17 protein-coding genes are annotated in these 21,466 nt (G+C 55.3%); 1 reads left to right on the top strand and 16 read right to left on the bottom strand.

The genetic code is table 11. The features are described from left to right. Nucleotides 1-7: 7 nt before the first annotated feature. The 7 genes from hisS to OGW16_RS19910 form a co-directional block, all read right to left on the bottom strand. The gene (gene hisS, locus OGW16_RS19940; protein WP_043017185.1) at nt 8-1,282 is read right to left on the bottom strand and encodes a histidine--tRNA ligase; all 1,275 of its coding nucleotides are present in this window, start codon (nt 1,280-1,282) and stop codon (nt 8-10) included. Between the two features lie 110 nt (nt 1,283-1,392). Then, nucleotides 1,393-2,511 carry a flavodoxin-dependent (E)-4-hydroxy-3-methylbut-2-enyl-diphosphate synthase gene (gene ispG, locus OGW16_RS19935; RefSeq protein ID WP_043017186.1) on the bottom strand — a complete coding sequence of 373 codons (1,119 nt, stop codon included), beginning with the start codon at nt 2,509-2,511 and terminating at the stop codon, nt 1,393-1,395. A gap of 26 nt (nt 2,512-2,537) precedes the next feature. Further along, the gene (gene rodZ / locus OGW16_RS19930) at nt 2,538-3,527 is read right to left on the bottom strand and encodes a cytoskeleton protein RodZ (protein WP_043017187.1); all 990 of its coding nucleotides are present in this window, start codon (nt 3,525-3,527) and stop codon (nt 2,538-2,540) included. 284 nt (nt 3,528-3,811) lie between these two features. Further along, nucleotides 3,812-4,978 carry a dual-specificity RNA methyltransferase RlmN gene (rlmN, locus tag OGW16_RS19925; protein ID WP_003037713.1) on the bottom strand — a complete coding sequence of 389 codons (1,167 nt, stop codon included), beginning with the start codon at nt 4,976-4,978 and terminating at the stop codon, nt 3,812-3,814. A 251-nt stretch (nt 4,979-5,229) separates the two neighbouring features. Further along, complete coding sequence (gene ndk, locus OGW16_RS19920) at nt 5,230-5,661, bottom strand: nucleoside-diphosphate kinase (RefSeq protein WP_003037710.1); 432 nt, start codon at nt 5,659-5,661, stop codon at nt 5,230-5,232. Nucleotides 5,662-5,798: 137 nt separating this feature from the next. Continuing rightward, a complete protein-coding gene (gene pbpC, locus OGW16_RS19915) occupies nt 5,799-8,111 on the bottom strand; it encodes a peptidoglycan glycosyltransferase PbpC (RefSeq protein ID WP_286518719.1) in 2,313 nt (770 codons plus the stop codon). Continuing rightward, a complete protein-coding gene (locus OGW16_RS19910) occupies nt 8,112-13,046 on the bottom strand; it encodes an alpha-2-macroglobulin family protein (RefSeq protein ID WP_286518718.1) in 4,935 nt (1,644 codons plus the stop codon). A gap of 206 nt (nt 13,047-13,252) precedes the next feature. Here OGW16_RS19910 and sseA point away from each other — a divergent pair, with 206 nt between their 5' ends. Beyond that, entirely contained in the window at nt 13,253-14,098 is an 846-nt protein-coding gene (sseA, locus tag OGW16_RS19905; protein ID WP_193145153.1) for a 3-mercaptopyruvate sulfurtransferase, read from the top strand. A 43-nt stretch (nt 14,099-14,141) separates the two neighbouring features. Here sseA and sseB read toward each other — a convergent pair whose 3' ends face one another. The 9 genes from sseB to iscS all read right to left on the bottom strand — a co-directional run bounded on the left by sseB (nt 14,142) and on the right by iscS (nt 21,343). Then, complete coding sequence (gene sseB, locus OGW16_RS19900; RefSeq protein WP_075145824.1) at nt 14,142-14,918, bottom strand: enhanced serine sensitivity protein SseB; 777 nt, start codon at nt 14,916-14,918, stop codon at nt 14,142-14,144. 70 nt (nt 14,919-14,988) lie between these two features. Next, the gene (pepB, locus tag OGW16_RS19895; protein WP_087052440.1) at nt 14,989-16,272 is read right to left on the bottom strand and encodes an aminopeptidase PepB; all 1,284 of its coding nucleotides are present in this window, start codon (nt 16,270-16,272) and stop codon (nt 14,989-14,991) included. A 61-nt stretch (nt 16,273-16,333) separates the two neighbouring features. Then, entirely contained in the window at nt 16,334-16,534 is a 201-nt protein-coding gene (gene iscX, locus OGW16_RS19890; protein ID WP_003037694.1) for a Fe-S cluster assembly protein IscX, read from the bottom strand. A gap of 11 nt (nt 16,535-16,545) precedes the next feature. Beyond that, entirely contained in the window at nt 16,546-16,881 is a 336-nt protein-coding gene (gene fdx, locus OGW16_RS19885) for an ISC system 2Fe-2S type ferredoxin (RefSeq protein ID WP_003037690.1), read from the bottom strand. A 1-nt stretch (nt 16,882) separates the two neighbouring features. After that, nucleotides 16,883-18,733, bottom strand: coding sequence for a Fe-S protein assembly chaperone HscA (hscA, locus tag OGW16_RS19880; protein ID WP_100194661.1), 1,851 nt, complete (start codon nt 18,731-18,733; stop codon nt 16,883-16,885). A 15-nt stretch (nt 18,734-18,748) separates the two neighbouring features. Next, nucleotides 18,749-19,264, bottom strand: a complete 516-nt coding sequence (gene hscB / locus OGW16_RS19875) for a co-chaperone HscB (RefSeq protein ID WP_047409509.1) — start codon at nt 19,262-19,264, stop codon at nt 18,749-18,751. Nucleotides 19,265-19,372: 108 nt separating this feature from the next. Further along, the gene (iscA, locus tag OGW16_RS19870) at nt 19,373-19,696 is read right to left on the bottom strand and encodes an iron-sulfur cluster assembly protein IscA (RefSeq protein ID WP_003835203.1); all 324 of its coding nucleotides are present in this window, start codon (nt 19,694-19,696) and stop codon (nt 19,373-19,375) included. 20 nt (nt 19,697-19,716) lie between these two features. Beyond that, nucleotides 19,717-20,103 (bottom strand): Fe-S cluster assembly scaffold IscU, encoded by a 387-nt coding sequence (iscU, locus tag OGW16_RS19865; RefSeq protein ID WP_002913991.1) that lies wholly within the window; start codon nt 20,101-20,103, stop codon nt 19,717-19,719. 25 nt (nt 20,104-20,128) lie between these two features. Beyond that, nucleotides 20,129-21,343 (bottom strand): cysteine desulfurase, encoded by a 1,215-nt coding sequence (gene iscS, locus OGW16_RS19860; RefSeq protein WP_003835233.1) that lies wholly within the window; start codon nt 21,341-21,343, stop codon nt 20,129-20,131. Nucleotides 21,344-21,466: the final 123 nt, after the last annotated feature.

Below are 21,466 nucleotides of genomic sequence, written 5' to 3'. Positions count from 1 at the left end.
CTTCTCCTTAGCCCAGTAGAGTGCGCAAATGCGCGGCAACGCTATCCTGCGCTACTGCCGTTTGCTCACCAGAGCGCAAATCCTTCACTACAACAGTACCGTCAGCCACTTCGGACTCGCCCAGTACCAGTGCAACGCGGGCGCCCCACTTATCGGCGCGGGCAAACTGTTTCTTAAAGTTGCCGCCGCCGTGGTTGGTCATTAGTTTCACACCAGGAACTTCATCGCGCAGACGTTCTGCAAGCCGCATTGCCGCCGACTGCGTGTCCGTCCCCGAAGCGACCAGGTATATATCGACAACAGGGGAGGCAATAAATTCCGGATTAACTGCCTGAACTAACAAAACAAGACGTTCCAGACCCATGGCAAAGCCCACGGCCGGGGTTGCACGACCGCCAAGTTGCTCAACCAGACCGTCGTAACGCCCACCGGCACACACGGTACCCTGAGAGCCCAGGCTACTGGTGACCCACTCAAATACGGTGCGGTTGTAGTAATCAAGACCACGAACCAGGCGCTGATTGACGGTATAGGCAATACCTGCGGACTCCAGCAGTTTGCACAGACCCGCGAAGTGCTCGCGAGAGTCGTCATCCAGATAGTCGCCGAGTGCAGGCGCGTCGTTGAGCAGAGCCTGTACTTCCGGGTTTTTGGAGTCGAGAACGCGCAGCGGGTTGGTGTACATACGACGCTTGCAGTCTTCGTCCAGTTTCTCTTTGTGCAGTTCCAGGTAGGCGACCAGCGCATCACGGTAGTTTGCGCGGGCTTCAAGCGAACCGATTGAGTTCAGCTCCAGGCTGACATGCTGAGAAATACCCAGCGCGCGCCACCAGCGAGCGGTCAGCATGATCAGTTCCGCATCGATATCCGGGCCTTGCAGGCCAAACACTTCGACACCCAGCTGATGGAATTGACGATAGCGTCCCTTCTGCGGACGTTCGTGGCGGAACATCGGCCCGATATACCACAGACGCTGTTCCTGATTGTACAGGAGACCATGTTCGATGCCGGCGCGTACGCAGCCCGCAGTCCCTTCAGGACGCAACGTCAGGCTGTCGCCATTACGGTCCTCAAAGGTATACATCTCTTTTTCAACCACGTCGGTGACTTCACCGATCGCGCGTTTGAATAACGGGGTCTGCTCTACAATCGGCAAGCGGATTTCACTGTAACCGTAGCTACCGAGCACGTTTTTGAGAGTGCCTTCAATGCGCTGCCAGATGGCGGTTTCGCCAGGCAGATAATCGTTCATGCCGCGAATGGCTTGAATGTTTTTTGCCACGTTTATTCTCTTTATGAATATAAAAATGAACCCTCAGCGCTAACCCGAACAATACGGGCGCCATGCGGGTTCAATCATACACGGGAAGCACGCCGCTTCCCATCACGTTGTTATTTTTCAAGCTGCTGCACGTCGATACGACGCGCTTCGTCCAGGATGCTTGCTTTAGCGCGAATGCGGGTTTCAAGCTGCGTAATCATGTCGTCGTTATCGATCCTGTCCTTACGCACGCCGTCTTCATACAGACCGCTTTTCTTGTTACCGCCCGTCACACCCAGCGTAGAAACCAGCGCTTCCCCAGGACCGTTTACCACGCAACCGATGATCGAAACGTCCATTGGCGTAATGATATCTTCCAGACGTTGCTCCAGCGCGTTAACCGTACCGATAACGTCAAACTCCTGACGCGAACAGGTTGGGCAAGCGATGAAGTTGATCCCGCGCGCGCGAATGCGCAACGATTTCAGAATATCGAAGCCTACTTTGATCTCTTCCACCGGATCGGCCGCCAGAGAAACACGCAGCGTGTCGCCGATCCCTTCAGATAACAGCAGGCCAAGGCCGATGGCGGACTTCACCGAACCGCTACGCAGGCCACCGGCTTCGGTGATCCCCAGATGCAGTGGTTGATCGATCTGTTTCGCCAGCAGGCGATAGGATTCAACGGCGAGGAAAACGTCAGACGCTTTAACGCTGACTTTGAATTGATCGAAGTTCAGACGATCGAGGTGATCCACGTGGCGCATAGCGGATTCCAGCAGCGCCTGCGGCGTAGGTTCACCGTATTTTTCCTGCAGATCTTTTTCCAGCGATCCGGCGTTGACGCCGATGCGGATAGGAATATTTTTATCACGAGCGCAGTCCACTACCATGCGAATACGCTCTTCATTACCGATATTGCCAGGGTTAATACGCAGACAATCAACGCCGTATTCCGCCACCTTCAGCGCGATACGATAGTCGAAATGAATATCGGCAACCAGCGGGACGTTAACCTGCTGTTTGATAAGCTTGAACGCTTCTGCGGCATCCATTGTCGGTACAGAGACACGAACAATATCTGCGCCTACGCGTTCCAGCGCTTTGATCTGATTAACCGTCGCTTCCACATCCGTGGTACGCGTATTGGTCATCGACTGTACGGCGATGGGCGCGCCATCGCCGATCGGCACGTTCCCAACGTAAATGCGTGTCGATTTTCTACGTTGAATTGGAGCCTGGTTATGCATTAAAAAATCTCCCGCATTGCCGTCTGTTACTGAGCCGGTGATTGTTCGGCATTAACGGTCAGACGCGCAACCTGGTTAGTTCTGATAAAACGACTCAGATCGACAGGTTTACCCTGGAACTGAATCTGCACTGCCGCCGGAGCGCCAATTTTCAGTTTGTACGGCGCCTGACCGGTCAGGTTCAGATTGCCGTCTTTACGCTGCATCCCGCTGAACAGTTTTTTACCGGTCGCATCGGTGACTTCCAGCCAGCAATCGGCGGTAAAGTTCATCACCAGCGCGTTAGGATCGGCAGCTGGCGTAGTCACGCCAGCCTGATCGGTCGGCAGCGGTGCTGCGGTAGTTGGCGCTGCGGTTGCGGTATCGACGTTAGCCTGAGAAGGCGCCACAACGGCGTTCTGCTGCGCATCAGCGGCAGGTGCCGGGGTCGCTGCCGCATCTGCCGTAGGCGCTGCGTCCGCCACTGCACCATCGTCCGGTGCCGGAGTCGTCTCCTGGCCCGCTGCGGCGCTGGTATCTAACGGTACGTTCTGCGCACCCTCTTTACCGGCATTCAGCTCAGCGGAGGATTGATCGGCCATGGTGGTGATCTCTTCCTGCTGCGCTTTATGGTTTTGCCACCACCAGGCGCCCGTCAGTCCGACAACGACAAACAGTACCAGCCAGGTAAAGGTCATTAACCAGCCGTCGCGTTTCTTACGACGCTTACCGAGCGAGAAGCTCTGCATCGGCGCGACTTTGGCAGGACGAATCGGAGCCTGTTTTTCCAGCCCTGGCAACAGTTCTTCTTCAGGAATATGCACCAGACGCGCATAAGAACGGATGTATCCGCGCAGGAATGTTGAAGCGAGATCGGCTGGCGCCTTATCTTCTTCAATATCGCGTACCGTGGAGACCTTCAGGCAAAGTCGCTCCGCGACTGCCTGCTGGCTGAATCCGAGTTGTTCACGGGCATTGCGCAGACGAACGCCGGTGGATAGTGCTTCATTTTTGTCGTGCGTGGCTTCAGTATTCATTCGCTACAGCTGCGTAAATTTGGGTTCTGATGCCGGCGAGCCACAATGCTCACCCACACCGCGAAACATCTGGTCAGTTAACCTTCGTCAGACAGTATAAAACGGTCAGACTATCAATGACAAAACAGCGTAAGCCTGAGGGCTAAACGCTTGTTGCGCCGTTACATACTGCCTTAAAGTCGACAAAAACGCACCGTTATTATTGACCTGACGACGACAACAAAAAACCTCATATGGCTTACATTACACTACGGTACATGAATTGTACCGTAGTGCTCTCAACATCAAACGGTCTTAATGTCGATAGCGTCGCCCTGCATACGCTTACGCAGAGTACGCTTGGTACGGTCGATAACGTCGCCCGCCAGCTGACCGCAGGCAGCATCGATGTCATCGCCACGTGTTTTACGCACGATGGTAGTAAAACCATAGCTCATTAACACTTTGGAGAAACGATCGATACGGCTGTTAGAGCTACGACCATACGGCGCGCCCGGGAACGGGTTCCACGGGATCAGGTTAATTTTACACGGCGTATCTTTCAGCAGCTCGGCCAACTGATGCGCGTGTTCAGTGCCATCATTGATGTGATCTAACATCACATACTCAATGGTCACACGTCCCTGGTTAGCGTTGGATTTCTCCAGATAACGACGAACCGCGCCAAGGAATGTTTCGATATTGTACTTTTTATTGATAGGTACAATTTCGTCACGAATTTCATCGTTCGGCGCATGCAGAGAAATTGCCAGCGCGACGTCAATCATATCGCCCAGCTTATCCAGCGCAGGGACAACGCCTGACGTGGAGAGCGTGACGCGACGCTTGGACAGCCCGAATCCGAAGTCATCCAGCATGATTTCCATCGCCGGCACCACGTTAGTCAGGTTGAGCAGCGGCTCGCCCATCCCCATCATTACCACGTTGGTAATAGGACGCACGCCCGTAGCCTTCACCGCCCCGACGATTTTCGCCGCGCGCCAGACCTGACCAATGATCTCCGATACCCGCAGGTTACGGTTGAAGCCCTGTTGCGCCGTAGAGCAGAATTTACACTCTAATGCACAACCGACCTGTGAAGAAACACACAGGGTCGCGCGATCGTCTTCCGGGATATACACCGTTTCAACGCGCTGATCGCCAACTGCAATGGCCCATTTGATCGTACCGTCAGAAGAACGCTGCTCTTCCACCACTTCCGGGGCGCGAATTTCAGCCACTTCTTTCAGCTTGTTACGCAGCACCTTATTGATGTCAGTCATGTCATCAAAGTTATCGCTGCAATAGTGGTACATCCACTTCATGACCTGATCGGCACGAAACGGTTTTTCGCCCATCTCTTTGAAGAATTCGCGCATTTGCTGACGGTTCAGATCCAGCAGGTTAATTTTTCCATTTTTATTTGGAACCGCAGGAATGACGACTTCAGAGGTGTTAACTAATTCAGACATAATTTTTTCCGGCCTCGTTGTTACACGTTGTGGCCCATGGAGGGTTAAAAAGAAACGCCCCGGCAAGCGATCTGCTCTTCCGGGGCGTTGCATTGTACAAAGTCTGGCGCAGGGATGCCACGTTTGCACGAAGCATTAGCGAAAATAATATGTAAAGGAAGATCGTAGGCCTGATAAGACGCATCAGCGGCGCCATCAGGCAAAGCAGAGCCGGATGCGCAAACGCTTATCCGGCCTACAGGACGAGCTTATCAGCGAGTGCGCGGGCAAACCTCGCCTTCACCAAAGAAATAGGCGATTTCGCGCGCTGCAGATTCAACGGAATCAGAACCGTGAGTACCGTTCTCGGTGAAGCTGTCAGCGTAGTCTGCACGCAGAGTACCCGCCAGCGCATTTGCCGGGTTGGTTGCGCCGAGCAGGTCGCGGTGACGCTGTACGGCATTTTCGCTTTCCAGAACAGAAACAACGATCGGACCGGAAGTCATGAATTCAACCAGACCGTCAAAGAATGGCTTGCCGTCATGCTCAGCATAGAAGCCGCGCGCCTGCTCAACGGTCAGGTGCAGCATTTTAGTACCGACAATTTTGAACCCTGCTGCTTCAAAGCGCGCAAAGATGCTGCCAATAACGTTTTTTGCCACCGCGTTTGGTTTGATGATGGAAAAAGTACGTTCAATAGCCATGATTACCTCTGAAAAAGATGTTTTGTTGTGGTTTACCTGGCGCGGATTATAAAGAGCATCCCGGCAATTGACTATTGATGAAGGTAACATTTCTTTAAAATAAGATGAATTTTAGCAACAAACAGTCACCAACTGATCTACTGCATCGAAAATCTCACCGTCGCCACCTGCCCGGCGTCATCCATCACCAGCAGTTGATAATCCCCTTTCGTCGCCAGCCGTAGCGTAAGATGTTGTCCGCGTTCATCCAGCCTTTCGCCATTGAGAAACCACCAGCGCTCACCTGACCCGCCGGTGGTTCGTACCGGCAATGAGGCTTGTGCAGAACCGGGTAAACGCCTCACAATCGCGCCATCACGCACCCCTGTCAACTGCAACGGCAGCGAATCGTCCTGCCCCAGCGGCGGACACGTGGCAGAAACCGGTGGTAATCTCGCCCTACGGCGTTCTGACTCCGGCAGCCATGGCTCCAGCGGTAAAGGCCAGACGATTAAAGTTTGTTCGCGCGCCTGCGGGCAATCTGCCGCCACACGTTTGCCTTCTTCGTCCAGCCAGACGGGGAAACGAATGCCGCTCACCCCCTCCTGCTCGGGCAATAGCAACGTTGGCGGCTGGCTGCCGTCCAGTATCCAGGTTGCCAGACGACGTCGACAGTTGCTGTCACCGGGCGCAAGAGATTGCCCACCAGGCCAGCACACCACGCCACGGCTAACGGATACCGGACGCGGATCTTCCGGCTGATTTGTCCCGCGAGAGAGCAGAAGATTATTGACCTGATTAAGCAGCGGCACGGCACTGGCAAATCCAAACTGGCCCACAACTGGCGTTCCGTCTGGTCTGCCAGTCCAGATACCGATCACATAACGAGCGTTAACACCAATCGCCCACGCATCGCGATAGCCATAGCTGGTGCCCGTTTTCCACGCCAGCGGGACCACTCTGCTCAAAGCGTTATCCGGTAGCGGTTGCGCTTCATCGGCCATAATACGGCGAATAATCCACGCCGCGCCCGCCGACATCAACGGACGTTCAAGCAGTGGGTCGCCCGGCTGCAGACGCAGTTTTCCCGCTTTTCCCTGGCGAGCAAAGGCGCTGTATGCTGCGGCCATATCACCAAGCCTTGCCCCCGCGCCGCCTAAAATCAGCGACAGATTCGGCGCTGCCCCTGCGGGCAGATACAGCGGTAAGCCAACGTTACGTAACGATGCGGCAAAACGCTTCGGGCCATAGGCTTCGAGTACCTGCACGGCGGGTAAATTCAACGACCTTACCAGTGCTTCGCTCATACTCACCGGTCCATGAAAACCGCTGTCAAAATTCCCTGGTCGATAGTCCCCGGTTCGCCGAGGTACATCCTGCAACAACGAAGCAGGATGAATGAGTCCGTCATCCAACGCCAGACCATATACAAACGGCTTTAGCACCGAGCCCGGCGAACGGATCGCATTCACCATATCCACATGACCAAAGCGGGAGTCGTCATTCATATCTACCGACCCCACCCAGCCACGCACGCTCATATCGGTGTGATCGACCACAATCATCGCCAGCGAACTGCGTACAGGTAAGCGCCCCTTCCAGTTTTGCGCCAGCTCTTCCAGTTGGCGCTGCAACCCGGCGTCAAGGGTGGTCACGATTTTATCGCTTCGGCTTTTTCCCAGCATCATGCGCGAGAATAACGGCGCTAACTGCGGCATTTGTCTGGGCGCCAACCAGACCGGTTCTTCACGCGACTCCTGTACCTGTCTGGCAGGCCAAATGCCCTGCGTCGCCATACGTTCGAGCACTTTATTGCGCGCCGCTTGGGCGCGATCCGGCCAACGGTCCGGGCGCAGACGACTCGGCGCCTGGGGCAGCACCGCCAGCAGCGCAGCATCGGAATAACTCAATTGCGCGGGCGATTTGCCAAGATAGGCCCAGCTTGCCGCCCCCACGCCCTGCAGCGTACCGCCAAATGGCGCACGGTTAAGATACAGCGTCAGGATGTCGCGCTTGGAGAGGTGCCATTCCAGCTGCAATGCGCGCCAGAGCTGGCGGAACTTGCCGCCGAAGGTTCGCGGATGGGGATCGAGTAATCGTGCTACCTGCATGGTGAGAGTACTGCCGCCCGAAACCACACGCCCAGAGGAGAGGTCCTGCCACGCTGCGCGCAGCACGGAAAACGGATTGACGCCGGGATGTTTCCAGAACCAGCGGTCTTCGTAGTTAATTAACGCCTCAAGGTAGCGAGGCGATACCTCATCAATAGCCACCGGATAACGCCAGATACCGTCCGCATCGGCGAAGCGCCACAGCGGCGTACCATCATGCGCCACCACGACCCGTGCCGGATCGACTTCGTGCAGCGGCAGCGGCCAGATTTTATCTGCCGCCCAAACCGCCGCCAGAAACAATAGCGCAACGGCTGCCACCCAGAGCCAGCAGCCGCGTTTACCCAACCCGCGCATCATTTACGGTCTGACAATCAAAAGTCCCTCTGTCGCACCGGTCGCGCGCCACTGCGGAACATACATTGATTCCACCTGCGGGACAGGAACCTGGTAGGTCCCCGGCGTTACCGCCCGCGCCAGATACACCAGCGTAACCGGTTGTCCTTCATTGACCGCCACCGCGGCAACAAAGCGATCGTCACGGAATTCAACGTGCTGGATATCCGCTTGTTGCATCTGATTGAGCAGATTCGCTACTTCGCTACCGCTATCCTGCAGGCTGGCGCTGCCGTTGGCCAGATTCTGGTTTTCCAGCTCCAGGCCGGCTGGCAGTAGATCGACCACCAGCGCATCCGGTACATTCTGGCTGGCTTTCACCTCCAGCCAGACCAGCACCAGCTCGCCGCTGCGCAGAGAATCCAGCGATTTACTGTTTCCGTCTAGCCCCAGGATTTGACGCTCAATATGCAAAACGTTGCTGGCAGGCGTCGGTGAGGTTTGCGGGTAACCGCTCACATCCAGACGCAGCCACAGTGGCAAATTACCGGTATTGGTGACGCTCAGCGTAGACAACGCATCGGCATCCAGATTCCGCGTCTGTGATTTCTCCCCGGCTAACGGTTGTTCAGAGAGTGACGTTTGCGCCTGCCATGTGCCTGGCAAGTCCTGTAACGTACGCGCGGCAAGGAACAGCGCATTATTTTCCTGAGTAGAGAGCCAGCGCTGCCCAAAGGCCTGTTCTGACAAGGTGTTCAGCAAGGTATTCTGCACGTCAGGTTTGAGTTTGTTCTCTTCCAGCAAGGCCAGCATCAGCGCGTTGTCGCGCAGCTGGCTGCCGTAATCCGCCATCCACTGCTGCGCGTCGCGACGTGGTGTATTCAGCGCCAGGGTCAACGCCTGTTCACTGCGGTTGGCATCGCCCATGTTTTTCAGCGCGATCCCCAGTTGCAACAGCGGTAAACCGGAAGCGGCCTGTGCACGGTGATCCCAGATCTCACGCAGCGCGCCGAGCGGGGCTTTCTGCTGACGAGCCAGCACCAGCGCGGCGTAGGCCTGTACGGCAAATCGGCTTGCAGATGCGTCGTCGGTATAGCGAATCGACATCATGCCCGGATCCTGCAAATAGCGCAGCAGCCGCTCGTTACCCCGGTTAATCACCTCCGCCGGGACGCTGTAGCCCTGTTCATTCGCTCGCACGAGGAAATCCATCACATACGCGGTCAGCCAGTACTCTTCCGATCCGTTTTTATCCCACAGCGCAAAACCGCCGTTATCACGCTGCATTTGCAGTAAACGAGAAATACCAATGTCTACTGCCGCACGGCGTTTTTCATCGCTATCACCCGCGATACCTAACGCCTTCAGTTGCGCGGCGTTGGTATATAAAGAAGGGAACAACCCGCTCGCCGTTTGCTCGAGGCAACCGTAAGGGTAGGCTTTCAGTTCGCGGATGTAGCGCGCCAGATTCAGCGGCGGCTTACCGCTAAACAGCAATTGCCCCTGCATCGTCGCTGGGGAGAAATTGGTCAGTTCTTCGACCGGAAGCTGCCAGGTTGCCCCCGGCTGAAGTGCGACGCCGTTATTCACGGTTTGCGCCGGGAATGCCGGTCGCACGCCAATCTTCCACTGTTTATGCTGCACAGGCAGCGTTTCCCCCGGTAAAGTCAGACCGCTAATTTCTGCCTGAATTTCGCCATCGCCAAAACCCTCCCGCGCACGCACCGGAATAAACAGCGTAGTCCGTACGCCTGGCGCCAGATTCACCGGGGCGGGATCTTGCCCCATGAGTTCCAGCAGACCGCTGGCCGCGAGCTTAATATTCAGCGTTTGTGGTTTGTCAGTCAGGTTGGTCACATCCAGCGTCAGACGCGAGGTATCGCCCCCTGCCAGAAAGCGCGGCATGTTCAGTTCAGCAATCACCGGCGCGGCGACAATCACTTTGCTTTCGCTGCTGCCAAAGTCATCCGCCGTCCAGGCTTGCGCCATTACCCGCAGCTCGCCGTTGAAATCACCAATCGGTAACGTCACCGTACCTTCGCCCTGCTCGTTAAGCGTAACCGGCAGCGCCTGTTGCGCCACAATATTGACGTGATTGACCGGTGGCTTACCGCCGCGTTTTAATTCATCGCCATCACCACCAAAGCGCAGCGCCGCCAGGCGCCCTTGCCCTTCGATCACCTGGCCGTAAATATCATAAATATCTGCGCCATAGCGTTTTTGCCCGAAAAACGCCTGCCACGGATCCGGCGTGGCGTAGTCGGTAATGTTCAACACCCCGCTGTCGACGGCTGAGACCAGCACATTAACCTGCTTTGGCACCTCGCCATTTTTAACGCTGGCTTTAATCTTGACGGTCAACGGCTGATTTGGCCGTATTTTCGCCGGGCTTTCCAGGGCCAGCGCCAGACGACGGTTTTCATCGCCTAGCGGTAAATGTAGTAAGCCGACCGCCCGTTTTGGCGTTGCCGAACGGGACTTGTCGCCAGGACGAACCACCAGCGCACTGAGATACAAATCGTGGCGATTCCAGGCTTTATCGACCGGGATGGAGATATCGAGACCATCCGCCGGTACGTCTATTTCTTGCCACCACAGCGGGCCTTCGCTGGATTCCACCATTGCATAACCTTTGCCAGCAGCGGGAGCGGCAACGTGTAGCTTCATGGTATCGCCAGGACGATAGCTGGGTTTATCAAGTTTCAGGGTCACGCGATCGGGACGCACTGCCCCACTGCCGTCGCTGTTATCCTGCCAGCTATAACCCGCCCAGAAGCGTACGCTGCTCACCGCATCATTCGGGGCTTTGACTTCCAGACGATAGGCACCCCACTCAACCGGAAAGCTGACTTTACCGGTCTCATCCGCTTTAAGATCCAGGGTCTGCTCACCCTCAACAAGATCCTTTTGATCGAACTGTGATTGCCAGCCCTCGCCTTCAGACCAGTTCCAGTAATAATCACGACGTTCACGGATCAAACGCACCTGCAAGCCGGACACCGCTTTTTTATCGCCTTGCGCATCGGCATACACAATATCGAAAGCAGCGTTGCTGTCTTCATCGACAATAGGCTGATTCACGGTGGTATCGGTGCGGTAATCATAAACGGCTTTTGCCGCAAACTGCGGACGAATACCCGGCAGTGTGTCCGCAGGCCAGATGGCTTGTTCAGCCCGACGCGTTACCGGACGGCCACCTGATTCCAGCAGGCTGGCTTGCAGGATCACCTGTAACGGAGAATGTGTCTCCTGCCATTGGCTGTTGGTAGTCACTTCGCCGCGACCGTGATCATCCAGCGTCAACTGCACTTCATCGAGACTGCGGGAAAGGTTTTCTTCGGCAATATTACCAAACTGGAACCCTGGTAATGCCTGCACCGCTTCGCGCAGCGGGCGCAGGAAAAGCTGCCCTTGCAGGGTATTGCCGTTAGCGGGCGCGCCATACAGGTAGTAGCCCACTACCGAGAACTTCACTTCATCAGTTGGCGCTACCGGCATTTTGCTGGCGGTGAGATTGAGCGCCATCCGCTCCGGCATAAAATCTTCAACGTGGAAATCCCACATCCGCGACTGGTTGTCGCCTGTATTGGCACGAATATGCCACATACCGGTTGGCGCGCTGCTGTCCAGCGGCCAGCTAAAGCGGTACAGGCCGTTCTCCGGCTGGCTAACTACCGAGCGTAAGACCTGTCCGTCGGGCTTAACGACTTCCAGCTTCACTGGCTGGTCGGGTAACGTTTTACCGTCGCTGTCACGCAGTAATCCGTTGAGGATCACCGTCTCACTAGGCCGATAGAGGTCACGGGGACCAAACATAAAGAACTGTTTGCTATATCCCGGCGCGCCAGCAATATCAAACTCAGCCAGGTCCAACGCCGGAAGCTTCAGATCCAGCAGCGTGGTTTGTCCGTCTTTGCGGGCCAACAATAAGGCCGCGTCTTTATCGGTCTTAAGCGTTACATGACCCTGAGTGTCGCTGGTTGCCTGCGCCAGCGTCTGCCCTTTTTCGTTGAGTAACGTGACCTCAATACCCTGCTGCGCGGCGCCGTTTTCAAGACTCTGCGTAAAGACATCCAGTTGATTGTGGTAACGGTGCGCCGATACACCAATATCGCTGAGCGTGAACAGCGTAGCGGCATTGCTGTAGTTGTATTGTCCAGCCTGATTCATCACTGCGATGTAAACGCCCGCTTGCTGCAACGGCTTTATATCGCTCAGCGGCAGCAGCAGCTTCTCACGGGTGTTACGCGCCGGATTGAGGTCAAAGCGCCCGGTATAAACCAGTTCCGCCATTTTCAGCAGATTGTCGGACTCCCAGTTTGCCAACGAATTGCGGTATTCCCACTGGCTGACAAACGCGCCGAGCGACTCAGGCTTCACGCGAAAGAAGTTCACATCCACACTGTTAATGTTAAGAGCCATAACCGGCAGCCCTTCAATCACTTTTCCCGGCAGCAGCGAGCCACGACTGGCGAACCCTACGCTTGGCTGAACGTCGCGGGTGGTAATGTTTTTTTCATAATCTATAGAGAACGTCGCTTTATTCAGCGCCAGCAAATCACGCTCAATAGTCACCACCAGTTCCCGGTTGGGTTCGAGATGGCGTAAGCGTAGCTCTTTCAGATTTGGCGCCAGCTCCCAGGCACCATCCACTTTTCCGCTTTTTTTATCAACAACGTGCACGACGCGGGAAAAATCTTGTTCCGGATCGAGGGGAATGGAGAAGGTCAACACGAGCGTTGCCGCACCGTCGAGCTGGACCTCTGAGGCATCCAGCAGCGTCAGCGACTTGCCCTGGCTTTGCTGCATCAGCTTTTGTAATTGGGCCTTGTCTTTTACTGGCGCAGTCTGGGGAGCTGGCGAGTCAGGTTTCGCAGCCGTCGGTGATTTTTCGTTATTATTATCGCACCCAACCAGTGCCAGCATCAGCATGCAGGCCGCTACGCGTAAATGTTTCATTTTTCATCCCTGGCCGCAGTGGCCCGTTAGCTACGTAGAACAACTATTATGCGTTAGTTTTCAGGCTGTGGAAGCCAGTAAATGAACAACGTTGTCCTAATTTTCGTGATTAATGTGGATTCGCCTGACAAATCAGCCTCTTTTACTTGTCGCTTTGTACTAAACGTCCGACAATTTGCCAAAACCTGGTAAAAATGGAGATGCCTATGACCACCGCCTTCTTTGTCGCTGCCGACTGGCTTGCCGAACACATTGACGACCCGGAAATACAAATTCTTGATGCCCGGATGGCACCTCCAGGACAGGAAGATCGCGATGTTGGCGAGGAGTATCGTGCGGGCCATATTCCTGGCGCAGTCTTTTTTGATATTGAAGCGCTTTCCGACCATACGTCACCGCTACCGCATATGATGCCGCGCCCGGAAGCCTTTGCTGTAGCTATGCGTGAGCTGGGCGTTGATCAGGATAAGCATCTGATTGTCTACGATGACGGAAATCTGTTTTCCGCTCCACGCGCATGGTGGATGCTGCGGACTTTTGGCGTCGAGAATGTCTCCATTCTGGCGGGCGGTCTGGCAGGCTGGCAGCGTGATGAGCTAATGCTCCAGGAAGGAGATGAGGATTTACCTGAAGGTGAATTTAACGTGGCATTTACGCCTGAAGCCATCGTGCGCGTTACCGATGTTCTGCTGGCCAGTCATGAAAAAACGGCGCAGATCGTCGATGCCCGTCCGGCTGCGCGTTTTAATGCTGAAGTTGACGAGCCGCGTCCAGGCCTGAAACGTGGTCATGTGCCCGGTGCGCTTAACGTACCGTGGACAGAGCTGGTTCGTGACGGTGAACTGAAAACCACCGACGAACTGGATGCTATTTTCTTCAGCCACGGCGTAAGCTTTGACCGCCCCATTATCGCCAGCTGCGGCTCTGGCGTAACGGCTGCTGTCGTGATACTGGCGCTTGCCACGCTGGGCGTTTCTAACGTCGCATTGTATGACGGCGCATGGAGCGAATGGGGAGCGCGGAGTGATTTACCGGTAGAACCGAAATTATAAAGCTGGAAAAGCCGGATAGCGCTTCGCTCATCCGGCCTACAATTTAGATAATCCGGTTCTGTTTAAAGTCGCGCAGGAAACCACCCCAGCGGCGCTCATAGAACGGGGCGATGTGCTCAGTGATAAAGTGGCTGACGCCCTTCTCGCCTTTCCTCACCTGGCAGATGTCAATGGGTTCATCACCCGGCAACGTATCGGTTGCGACGCTGCCCGCAGCGTGGATGATCTCTTCAATATCTCCTTCCGCTTCAATACCAATCAGCAGATTCGGCTGGGCTTCCGCGCTTTCTTTGATTGAGCAGAGAAACGCGCGTTTTACCGGCTTGATGGTTTTAAACAGCGTGGTCAGCGAGTCAATCATCTGCGCTGGCGGCTCAGCGACTTCAGAGAGGATCAGCGATTCACCGCCTTCGAGTACTTCCTGGGTGCTCAGCGGATTACCCTCTTCCCCCATCAGCAGGCTTACCTCACGCGGCATAAATTCTTTGCCGGTCGGCAGTTTCGCGTTGAGAAACAGCGTTTCGCCGAGCGTCATTTCAAACAACGTACGCACCGGCATCACGACAAACGCTTGTTCATCTTCCACCGCCTGTTGCAGAGCTTCCAGAGAGGTGAAGAACGGGATCACGGTCGTGCCGTCTTCTTTCTCCCAGTGCTGCAGATCGAGGGCGCTGTCTTCAACCACCGCCTCACCTTCAGCGGCGGTACCCGGTACCCAGACGGTGGATTCCAGTAAAGTACGGAAAAATGCCGGACGATGCGCAGGCTCTGTCGCCGCTTGCTCCAGCAATGTTTCTAGTTCATTTTTTGATTCGGACATAAGTATCACAAATTGGATGAATACATGTAGGCCGGATAAGCGTAGCGCCATCCGGCAATACAGTCATGAATTAGGCAGTCAGCAGATTCGCGATAGTGCGCACACCCAGACCAGTTGCACCCGCAGACCACTGCTCAACCGGCGCTTTGCGATAGGTCGCAGAGCAGTCGATGTGCAACCAGCCCTGCTGGTAGTTTTCCACGAAATGGGACAGGAAGCCCGCCGCGGTGCTTGCGCCAGCCGGGTAAGCCGCACTGCCGGTGTTATTCAGTTCAGCAAAATTAGACGGCAACTGGCTTCGGTGGAACTCTGCCAGCGGCAGACGCCAGAACGGTTCGTTTTCTTGCGCCGCACTGGCCAGCAGGCGAGCAGCCAGCTGATCATCAAAGCTAAACAGCGCGTGGTAATCGTTACCCAACGCTGTTTTCGCCGCGCCGGTCAGCGTGGCGGCATCAATGATCAGTTCCGGTTTCTGCGCGCTGGCGTCGATCAGGCCATCGGCCAGCACCAGGCGCCCTTCGGCATCGGTATTCATTACTTCAACTTTTTTACCGTTGCGATAGTGAATAATATCGCCGAGCTTAAAAGCGTTGCCGCTGATCAGGTTATCCGCGCAGCACAGATACAGCTTCACGCGCTTGTTCAGACCACGGGTGATGGCAAACGCCAGCGCGCCGGTGACCGTTGCCGCACCGCCCATGTCGGACTTCATTGAGTCCATAAATGCGCTTTGCTTGATGCTGTAACCGCCGGAGTCAAAGGTAATTCCCTTGCCAACCAGACAGGCATAAACCGGGGCTTCCTTGTCGCCAGTCGGGTTGTAATCCAGCGCCAGCAGCACCGGCGGACGTTCGGAGCCACGACCCACGGTATGCAGTCCCATGTAGTTCTGCTCACGCAGATCTTCGCCTTTGGTGATCCGGTAAGAGACGTTATCACAAGCCACGCCACACAGCAGGTCGACCGCGCGTTGCGCCAGTTGTTCCGGGCCCAGTTCTTCCGCCGGGGCGTTAATGGTATCGCGCACCCAGTCAATAATCTTCAGACGGTTATCCAGCTCTTTGCGCTGTGCTTCGTCCAGGGTAGCCCACTCAACTTTGCGGGTGCCTTTTGGTCCTTTGTAACCCTGCCAGAATGCCCAGCTACGTTCGGTATCCCAGCCTTCACCGTCCAGTTGAACGTGTTTAATCCCCAGACCGTCAATTTTACGTGCGGCGCGCTGGATAAGGCCGAGGTCATCTTTCCCGTTCAGATGCAGGGTAATGCCGTCATTATTAATGCTGTATGTCGCCTTTTCACCCCAGCGGGCGTCAGCGGGTTGCGTGGAAAGCGTAATTTTCATGGCTTCTGTCATTTTATTTATCCTTATTTTCGCGCATACAGGAAAACGGGCCACCCGTGGGCAGCCCGTTGACTTATTCGGCTTCGTCCAGCCAGACCAGCAAAATGGCCTCAAGGATTTTTTCGTTCGATGCCTGCGGATCATCATCGAACTCTTCCAGGTCACAGATCCATTGATGCAGATCGGTGAAACGAACGGTCTTGGGATCGAGGTCGGGGAACGCGTCATACAGCGCCTCGCCGATCTCGCGGCTATCGGTCCACTTCAGTCCCATACTACCCTCTGTTAATGCTCACGCGCATGATTGATTGTGTAACGTGGGATTTCGACCACTAAATCGTCCTCGGTTACCCGCGCCTGACAGCTTAAACGGCTCTCCGGCTCCAGTCCCCAGGCTTTATCCAGCATGTCGTCTTCTTCTTCCGTGCTTTCCGGCAAAGAATCAAAACCTTCACGTACGATGCAGTGGCAGGTTGTGCAGGCACAGGATTTTTCACAGGCGTGTTCAATCTCGATACCGTTACGCAGAGCAACGTCAAGAATGGTTTCGCCGGTCTCAGCTTCCAGAACTGCGCCATCGGGACAGAGATCCTGATGAGGCAAAATAACAATCTTTGGCATATTAAACCTCGTCCACGGAATGGCCTTTCAGCGCGCTACGGACGGATTTGTCCATGCGGCGAGCGGCGAATTCCTGGGTTTGTTTGTCTACGTTTTTAATGGCTTGTTCTATCGCGTCAACATCGTCACCCTGTGCAACCTCGCTCAAGTGCGCGGCGGCGGTGTCGATAGCCTGACGTTCTGCGGCGCTTAACAGCGCGGCATCAGCGTTCAGCGCACCGGATAAACTCTCCAGTACGCGTGCCGCTTCGACTTTCTGTTCTGCCAGCATACGGGCTTTTACGTCCTGCTCGGCAAAACTCATCGAATCCTGAATCATGGAGGCGATTTCACTGTCGGTCAGACCGTAGGACGGTTTAACCTGAATTGAGGACTCAACGCCGGTGGATTTCTCCATAGCGGTGACGCTCAGCAGCCCATCAGCATCTACCTGGAAGGTCACGCGGATATGCGCGCCGCCTGCCGGCAATGCCGGGATGCCGCGCAGCGCAAAACGCGCCAGTGAACGGCAGTCCTGCACCAGCTCACGTTCGCCCTGCATCACGTGAATGGACATCGCGGTTTGACCATCTTTAAAGGTGGTAAAGTCCTGCGCGCGCGCCACCGGGATAGTGGTGTTACGCGGGATCACTTTCTCCACCAGTCCGCCCATGGTTTCCAGCCCCAGGGACAGCGGGATAACGTCCAGCAGCAGCATTTCGCTGTCCGGTTTATTTCCGACCAGAATATCGGCCTGGATTGCCGCACCGATAGCGACCACTTTGTCCGGGTCGATAGAGGTCAGCGGCGTACGGCCAAAAAACTCACCGACGCGTTCACGTACCAATGGCACGCGCGTTGAACCACCGACCATCACCACTTCCAGCACATCCTGCGGCTCCACGCCCGCATCTTTCAGCGCGCGTCGGCAGGCCAGCAGCGTACGCTTGACCAGTGCGGAAATGAGTTCATTAAAGGTTTCACGGGTGATTTCACCCTGCCATCCCGCCACGTTAACCGTTACAGAATCAGCGTCGCTAAGCGCGATTTTCGCTGCAATCGCGGCATCCAGCAGTTCGCGCTGTACGCGGTTATCGCTACGATCGGCCATGCCCGCCTGCTCGCGAATGTAATCGGCCAGCAGATGGTCAAAATCGTCGCCGCCGAGCGCGGAATCACCGCCGGTCGCCAGCACTTCGAACACGCCGCGACTCAGGCGCAGAATAGAAATATCAAACGTACCGCCGCCAAGGTCGTAGACCGCAATTACGCCTTCCTGACCGGAGTCCAGGCCATACGCGATCGCCGCTGCGGTCGGTTCGTTCAGCAGACGCAATACGTGCAGGCCCGCCAGACGCGCGGCGTCTTTGGTTCCCTGACGCTGCGCATCGTCAAAGTAAGCCGGAACGGTGATTACCACGCCGTCCAGCTCGCCAGACAGCGCTTCGGTTGCCCGTGCGGCCAATGCTTTCAGAATATCAGCGGAGACACGCACCGGGTTAAGCAAACCGGCTGCGGTTTCAATCATCGGCAAACCGTTTTCGCTCGCGTGGAACGTATAAGGCAGATGCGGGTAACGCGCCAGAATATCCGCCAGAGAGCGGCCCATCATGCGTTTTACCGAGCTGACGGTGTTGGCCGTATCCAGCGCGGCATTGGCGCGGGCATCGTAACCGACAGAGTAGCCCTGCTGCTGATAGTGAACCACTGACGGCAACAGGTGGCGACCTTGATGGTCTGCCAGCGTTTCGGCCTGGCCGCTGCGTACGGTCGCAACCAGGGAGTTGGTGGTGCCTAAATCGATACCTACCGCCAGACGACGCTGGTGCGGCGCGGCGCTCAGACCAGGCTCACTAATTTGTAATAAGGCCATTTTCGCTTCCGGAAATTAAAAATCGAGCAGTTTTTCTTCGAGTTGTTCTGCACTGCTTCGCAGTTTATCGAGAAAACGCAGCTTACGCACGGTATCTGCCGCGACGTCCCACGTCTCGCTATCCAGCTGTTCCACCATCAGTTGATGGCGAACGTTATACATTTCGCTGACGCGTTGCATAAACGCATCTAAACGTTGACTGTCTTTTGCCTGTTCAATTTCATCCAGCTCTTCACGCAGTTCCAGTTGCTCCATCAGGAACGCGGTATCGCGCACCGTGTGCTGCTCGCTGCGGATGTCAAAGCCGTGTAAGGACAATAAGTATTCGGCGCGCATCAAAGGATGACGCAGCGTTTGCCAGGCCTGGTTGATAGTGGCGGACTGCGAAACCGCAGCAAGTTGTTCCGCCTGGGAACCGCTGGCGAATTTATCAGGATGATACTGACGTTGTAGATCCTGAAAACGTAGGCTCAGCGCCTGAGTATCGAGCTGATAACGGGCCGGTAAGCCAAAGAGGGTGAAGTAGTCCATAACATTCTCAGGGCATCGATTCTCTGTTGTTCGATGAGGCAAAACCAGAGAGTCAGGTAAAACAAACCCCACGCGCAGGCGACCACGGTGGGGTTATCAGTAAGCGCGTTACACGTGGAAGCTTTCGCCGCATCCACATTCGTCTTTCACGTTCGGGTTAGTGAACTTAAACCCTTCGTTCAGACCTTCTTTGACGAAGTCTAACTGCGTACCGTCGAGGAATTGCAGGCTCTTACCGTCGATCACGACTTTTACGCCTTTGTCTTCAAACACGGTATCTTCAGCCGCCGGCTCGTCAACAAATTCCAGTACATAAGCCATACCTGAGCAGCCGGAGGTTCTCACGCCCAGACGCAGACCAAACCCTTTACCGCGGTTTGCCAGGAAGGTATTTACACGCGCTGCTGCACTGTCGCTTAAGGTAATCGACATAATAAAACCTCAACTCTTAATTATTTTGCTTCACGTTTGCTTTTGTAATCCGCAATCGCGGCTTTAATCGCGTCTTCAGCCAGAATAGAGCAGTGAATTTTCACCGGTGGCAGTTCAAGTTCGTCGGCAATATCGGTGTTTTTAATCGCCTGTGCTTCATCCAAAGATTTCCCTTTTACCCATTCGGTAACCAGAGAGCTGGAGGCAATAGCGGAACCGCAGCCGTAAGTCTTGAAACGCGCGTCTTCAATGATACCCTCATTGTTGACTTTGATCTGCAACTTCATCACGTCGCCACAGGCCGGTGCACCCACCATGCCGCTGCCCACGTTCTCGTCGCTGTTGTCAAAAGAACCCACGTTACGTGGATTCTCGTAATGATCGATTACTTTTTCGCTGTAAGCCATGATGAATTCTCCTTATCGGTACCGATTAGTGATGTGACCATTCAATGCTGTTCAGATCCACGCCCTGTTTGAACATTTCCCACAGCGGAGAAAGGTCGCGCAGGCGGCCGATGGAGTTGCGAACCAGATTGATGGCGTAGTCAATCTCTTCTTCGGTAGTGAAACGACCTAAAGAGAAACGAATTGAGCTGTGTGCCAGCTCGTCGGTCATCCCCAGCGCGCGCAGCACGTAGGATGGCTCCAGGCTTGCAGAAGTACATGCAGAACCGGAGGATACAGCCAGGTCTTTCAGCGCCATAATCAGCGACTCGCCTTCAACAAAGTTGAAGCTGACGTTGAGAATGTTCGGTGCGCCCTGCTCGAGGTCACCATTGAGGTACACCTCTTCCATATCTTTCACGCCGTTCCACAGACGGTTACGCAGACTGCGCAGGCGCGCCATCTCGGTTTCCATCTCTTCTTTAGCGATACGGTAAGCTTCACCCATACCGACAATCTGGTGCACAGGCAGCGTACCGGAACGCATGCCGCGCTCGTGACCGCCGCCGTGCATCTGCGCTTCAATACGAATACGCGGTTTACGACGAACGTACAGCGCACCGATACCTTTCGGACCATAGATTTTGTGGCCGGAGAAAGACATCAGGTCAACTTTCAGCTGGCTCAGGTCGATAGGCAGTTTGCCCACGCTCTGGGTGGCGTCAACGTGATAGATGATGCCGCGCGCACGGCACATTTCGCCGATAGTCGCGATATCCTGCACCACGCCGATTTCGTTGTTCACGTGCATGATGGACACGAGGATGGTGTCGTCACGCATTGCCGCTTCAAGTTCTTTAAGATCGATGATGCCGTTACGCTGCGGGGCGAGGTAGGTAACTTCAAACCCTTCGCGCTCCAGCTGACGGCAGGTATCCAGCACGGCTTTGTGTTCGGTTTTGCTGGTGATGATGTGCTTGCCTTTTTTCTGATAAAAGTTGGCTGCACCTTTAATCGCCAGGTTATCGGATTCAGTCGCACCGGAGGTAAAGACGATTTCACGCGGGTCAGCGCCCACGAGGTCGGCAATCTGGTTACGGGCGATATCTACCGCCTCTTCAGCCTGCCAGCCGAAACGGTGTGAACGAGACGCTGGGTTACCAAAGTTTCCGTCCAGGGTCAGACACTGCATCATTTTCTCGGCAACACGCGGGTCCACCGGCGTGGTTGCGGAGTAGTCGAGATAGATCGGTAATTTCATTGCTCTATAAACTCCGTACATCGCTTCAATGCAAGGAATCAGGCAACCGGCTGGATGTACGACCGAGTTAACGGGGCGTCGAACGCCCCGGCCTGATTCTAATATCTTATTATCTTTGCCCTA

It is taken from the genome of Citrobacter sp. Ce104 (genome assembly GCF_030334595.1).
GTDB classification, from domain to species: Bacteria; Pseudomonadota; Gammaproteobacteria; order Enterobacterales; family Enterobacteriaceae; genus Citrobacter; species Citrobacter europaeus.
This window is presented reverse-complemented; position numbering and strand designations above follow the sequence as displayed.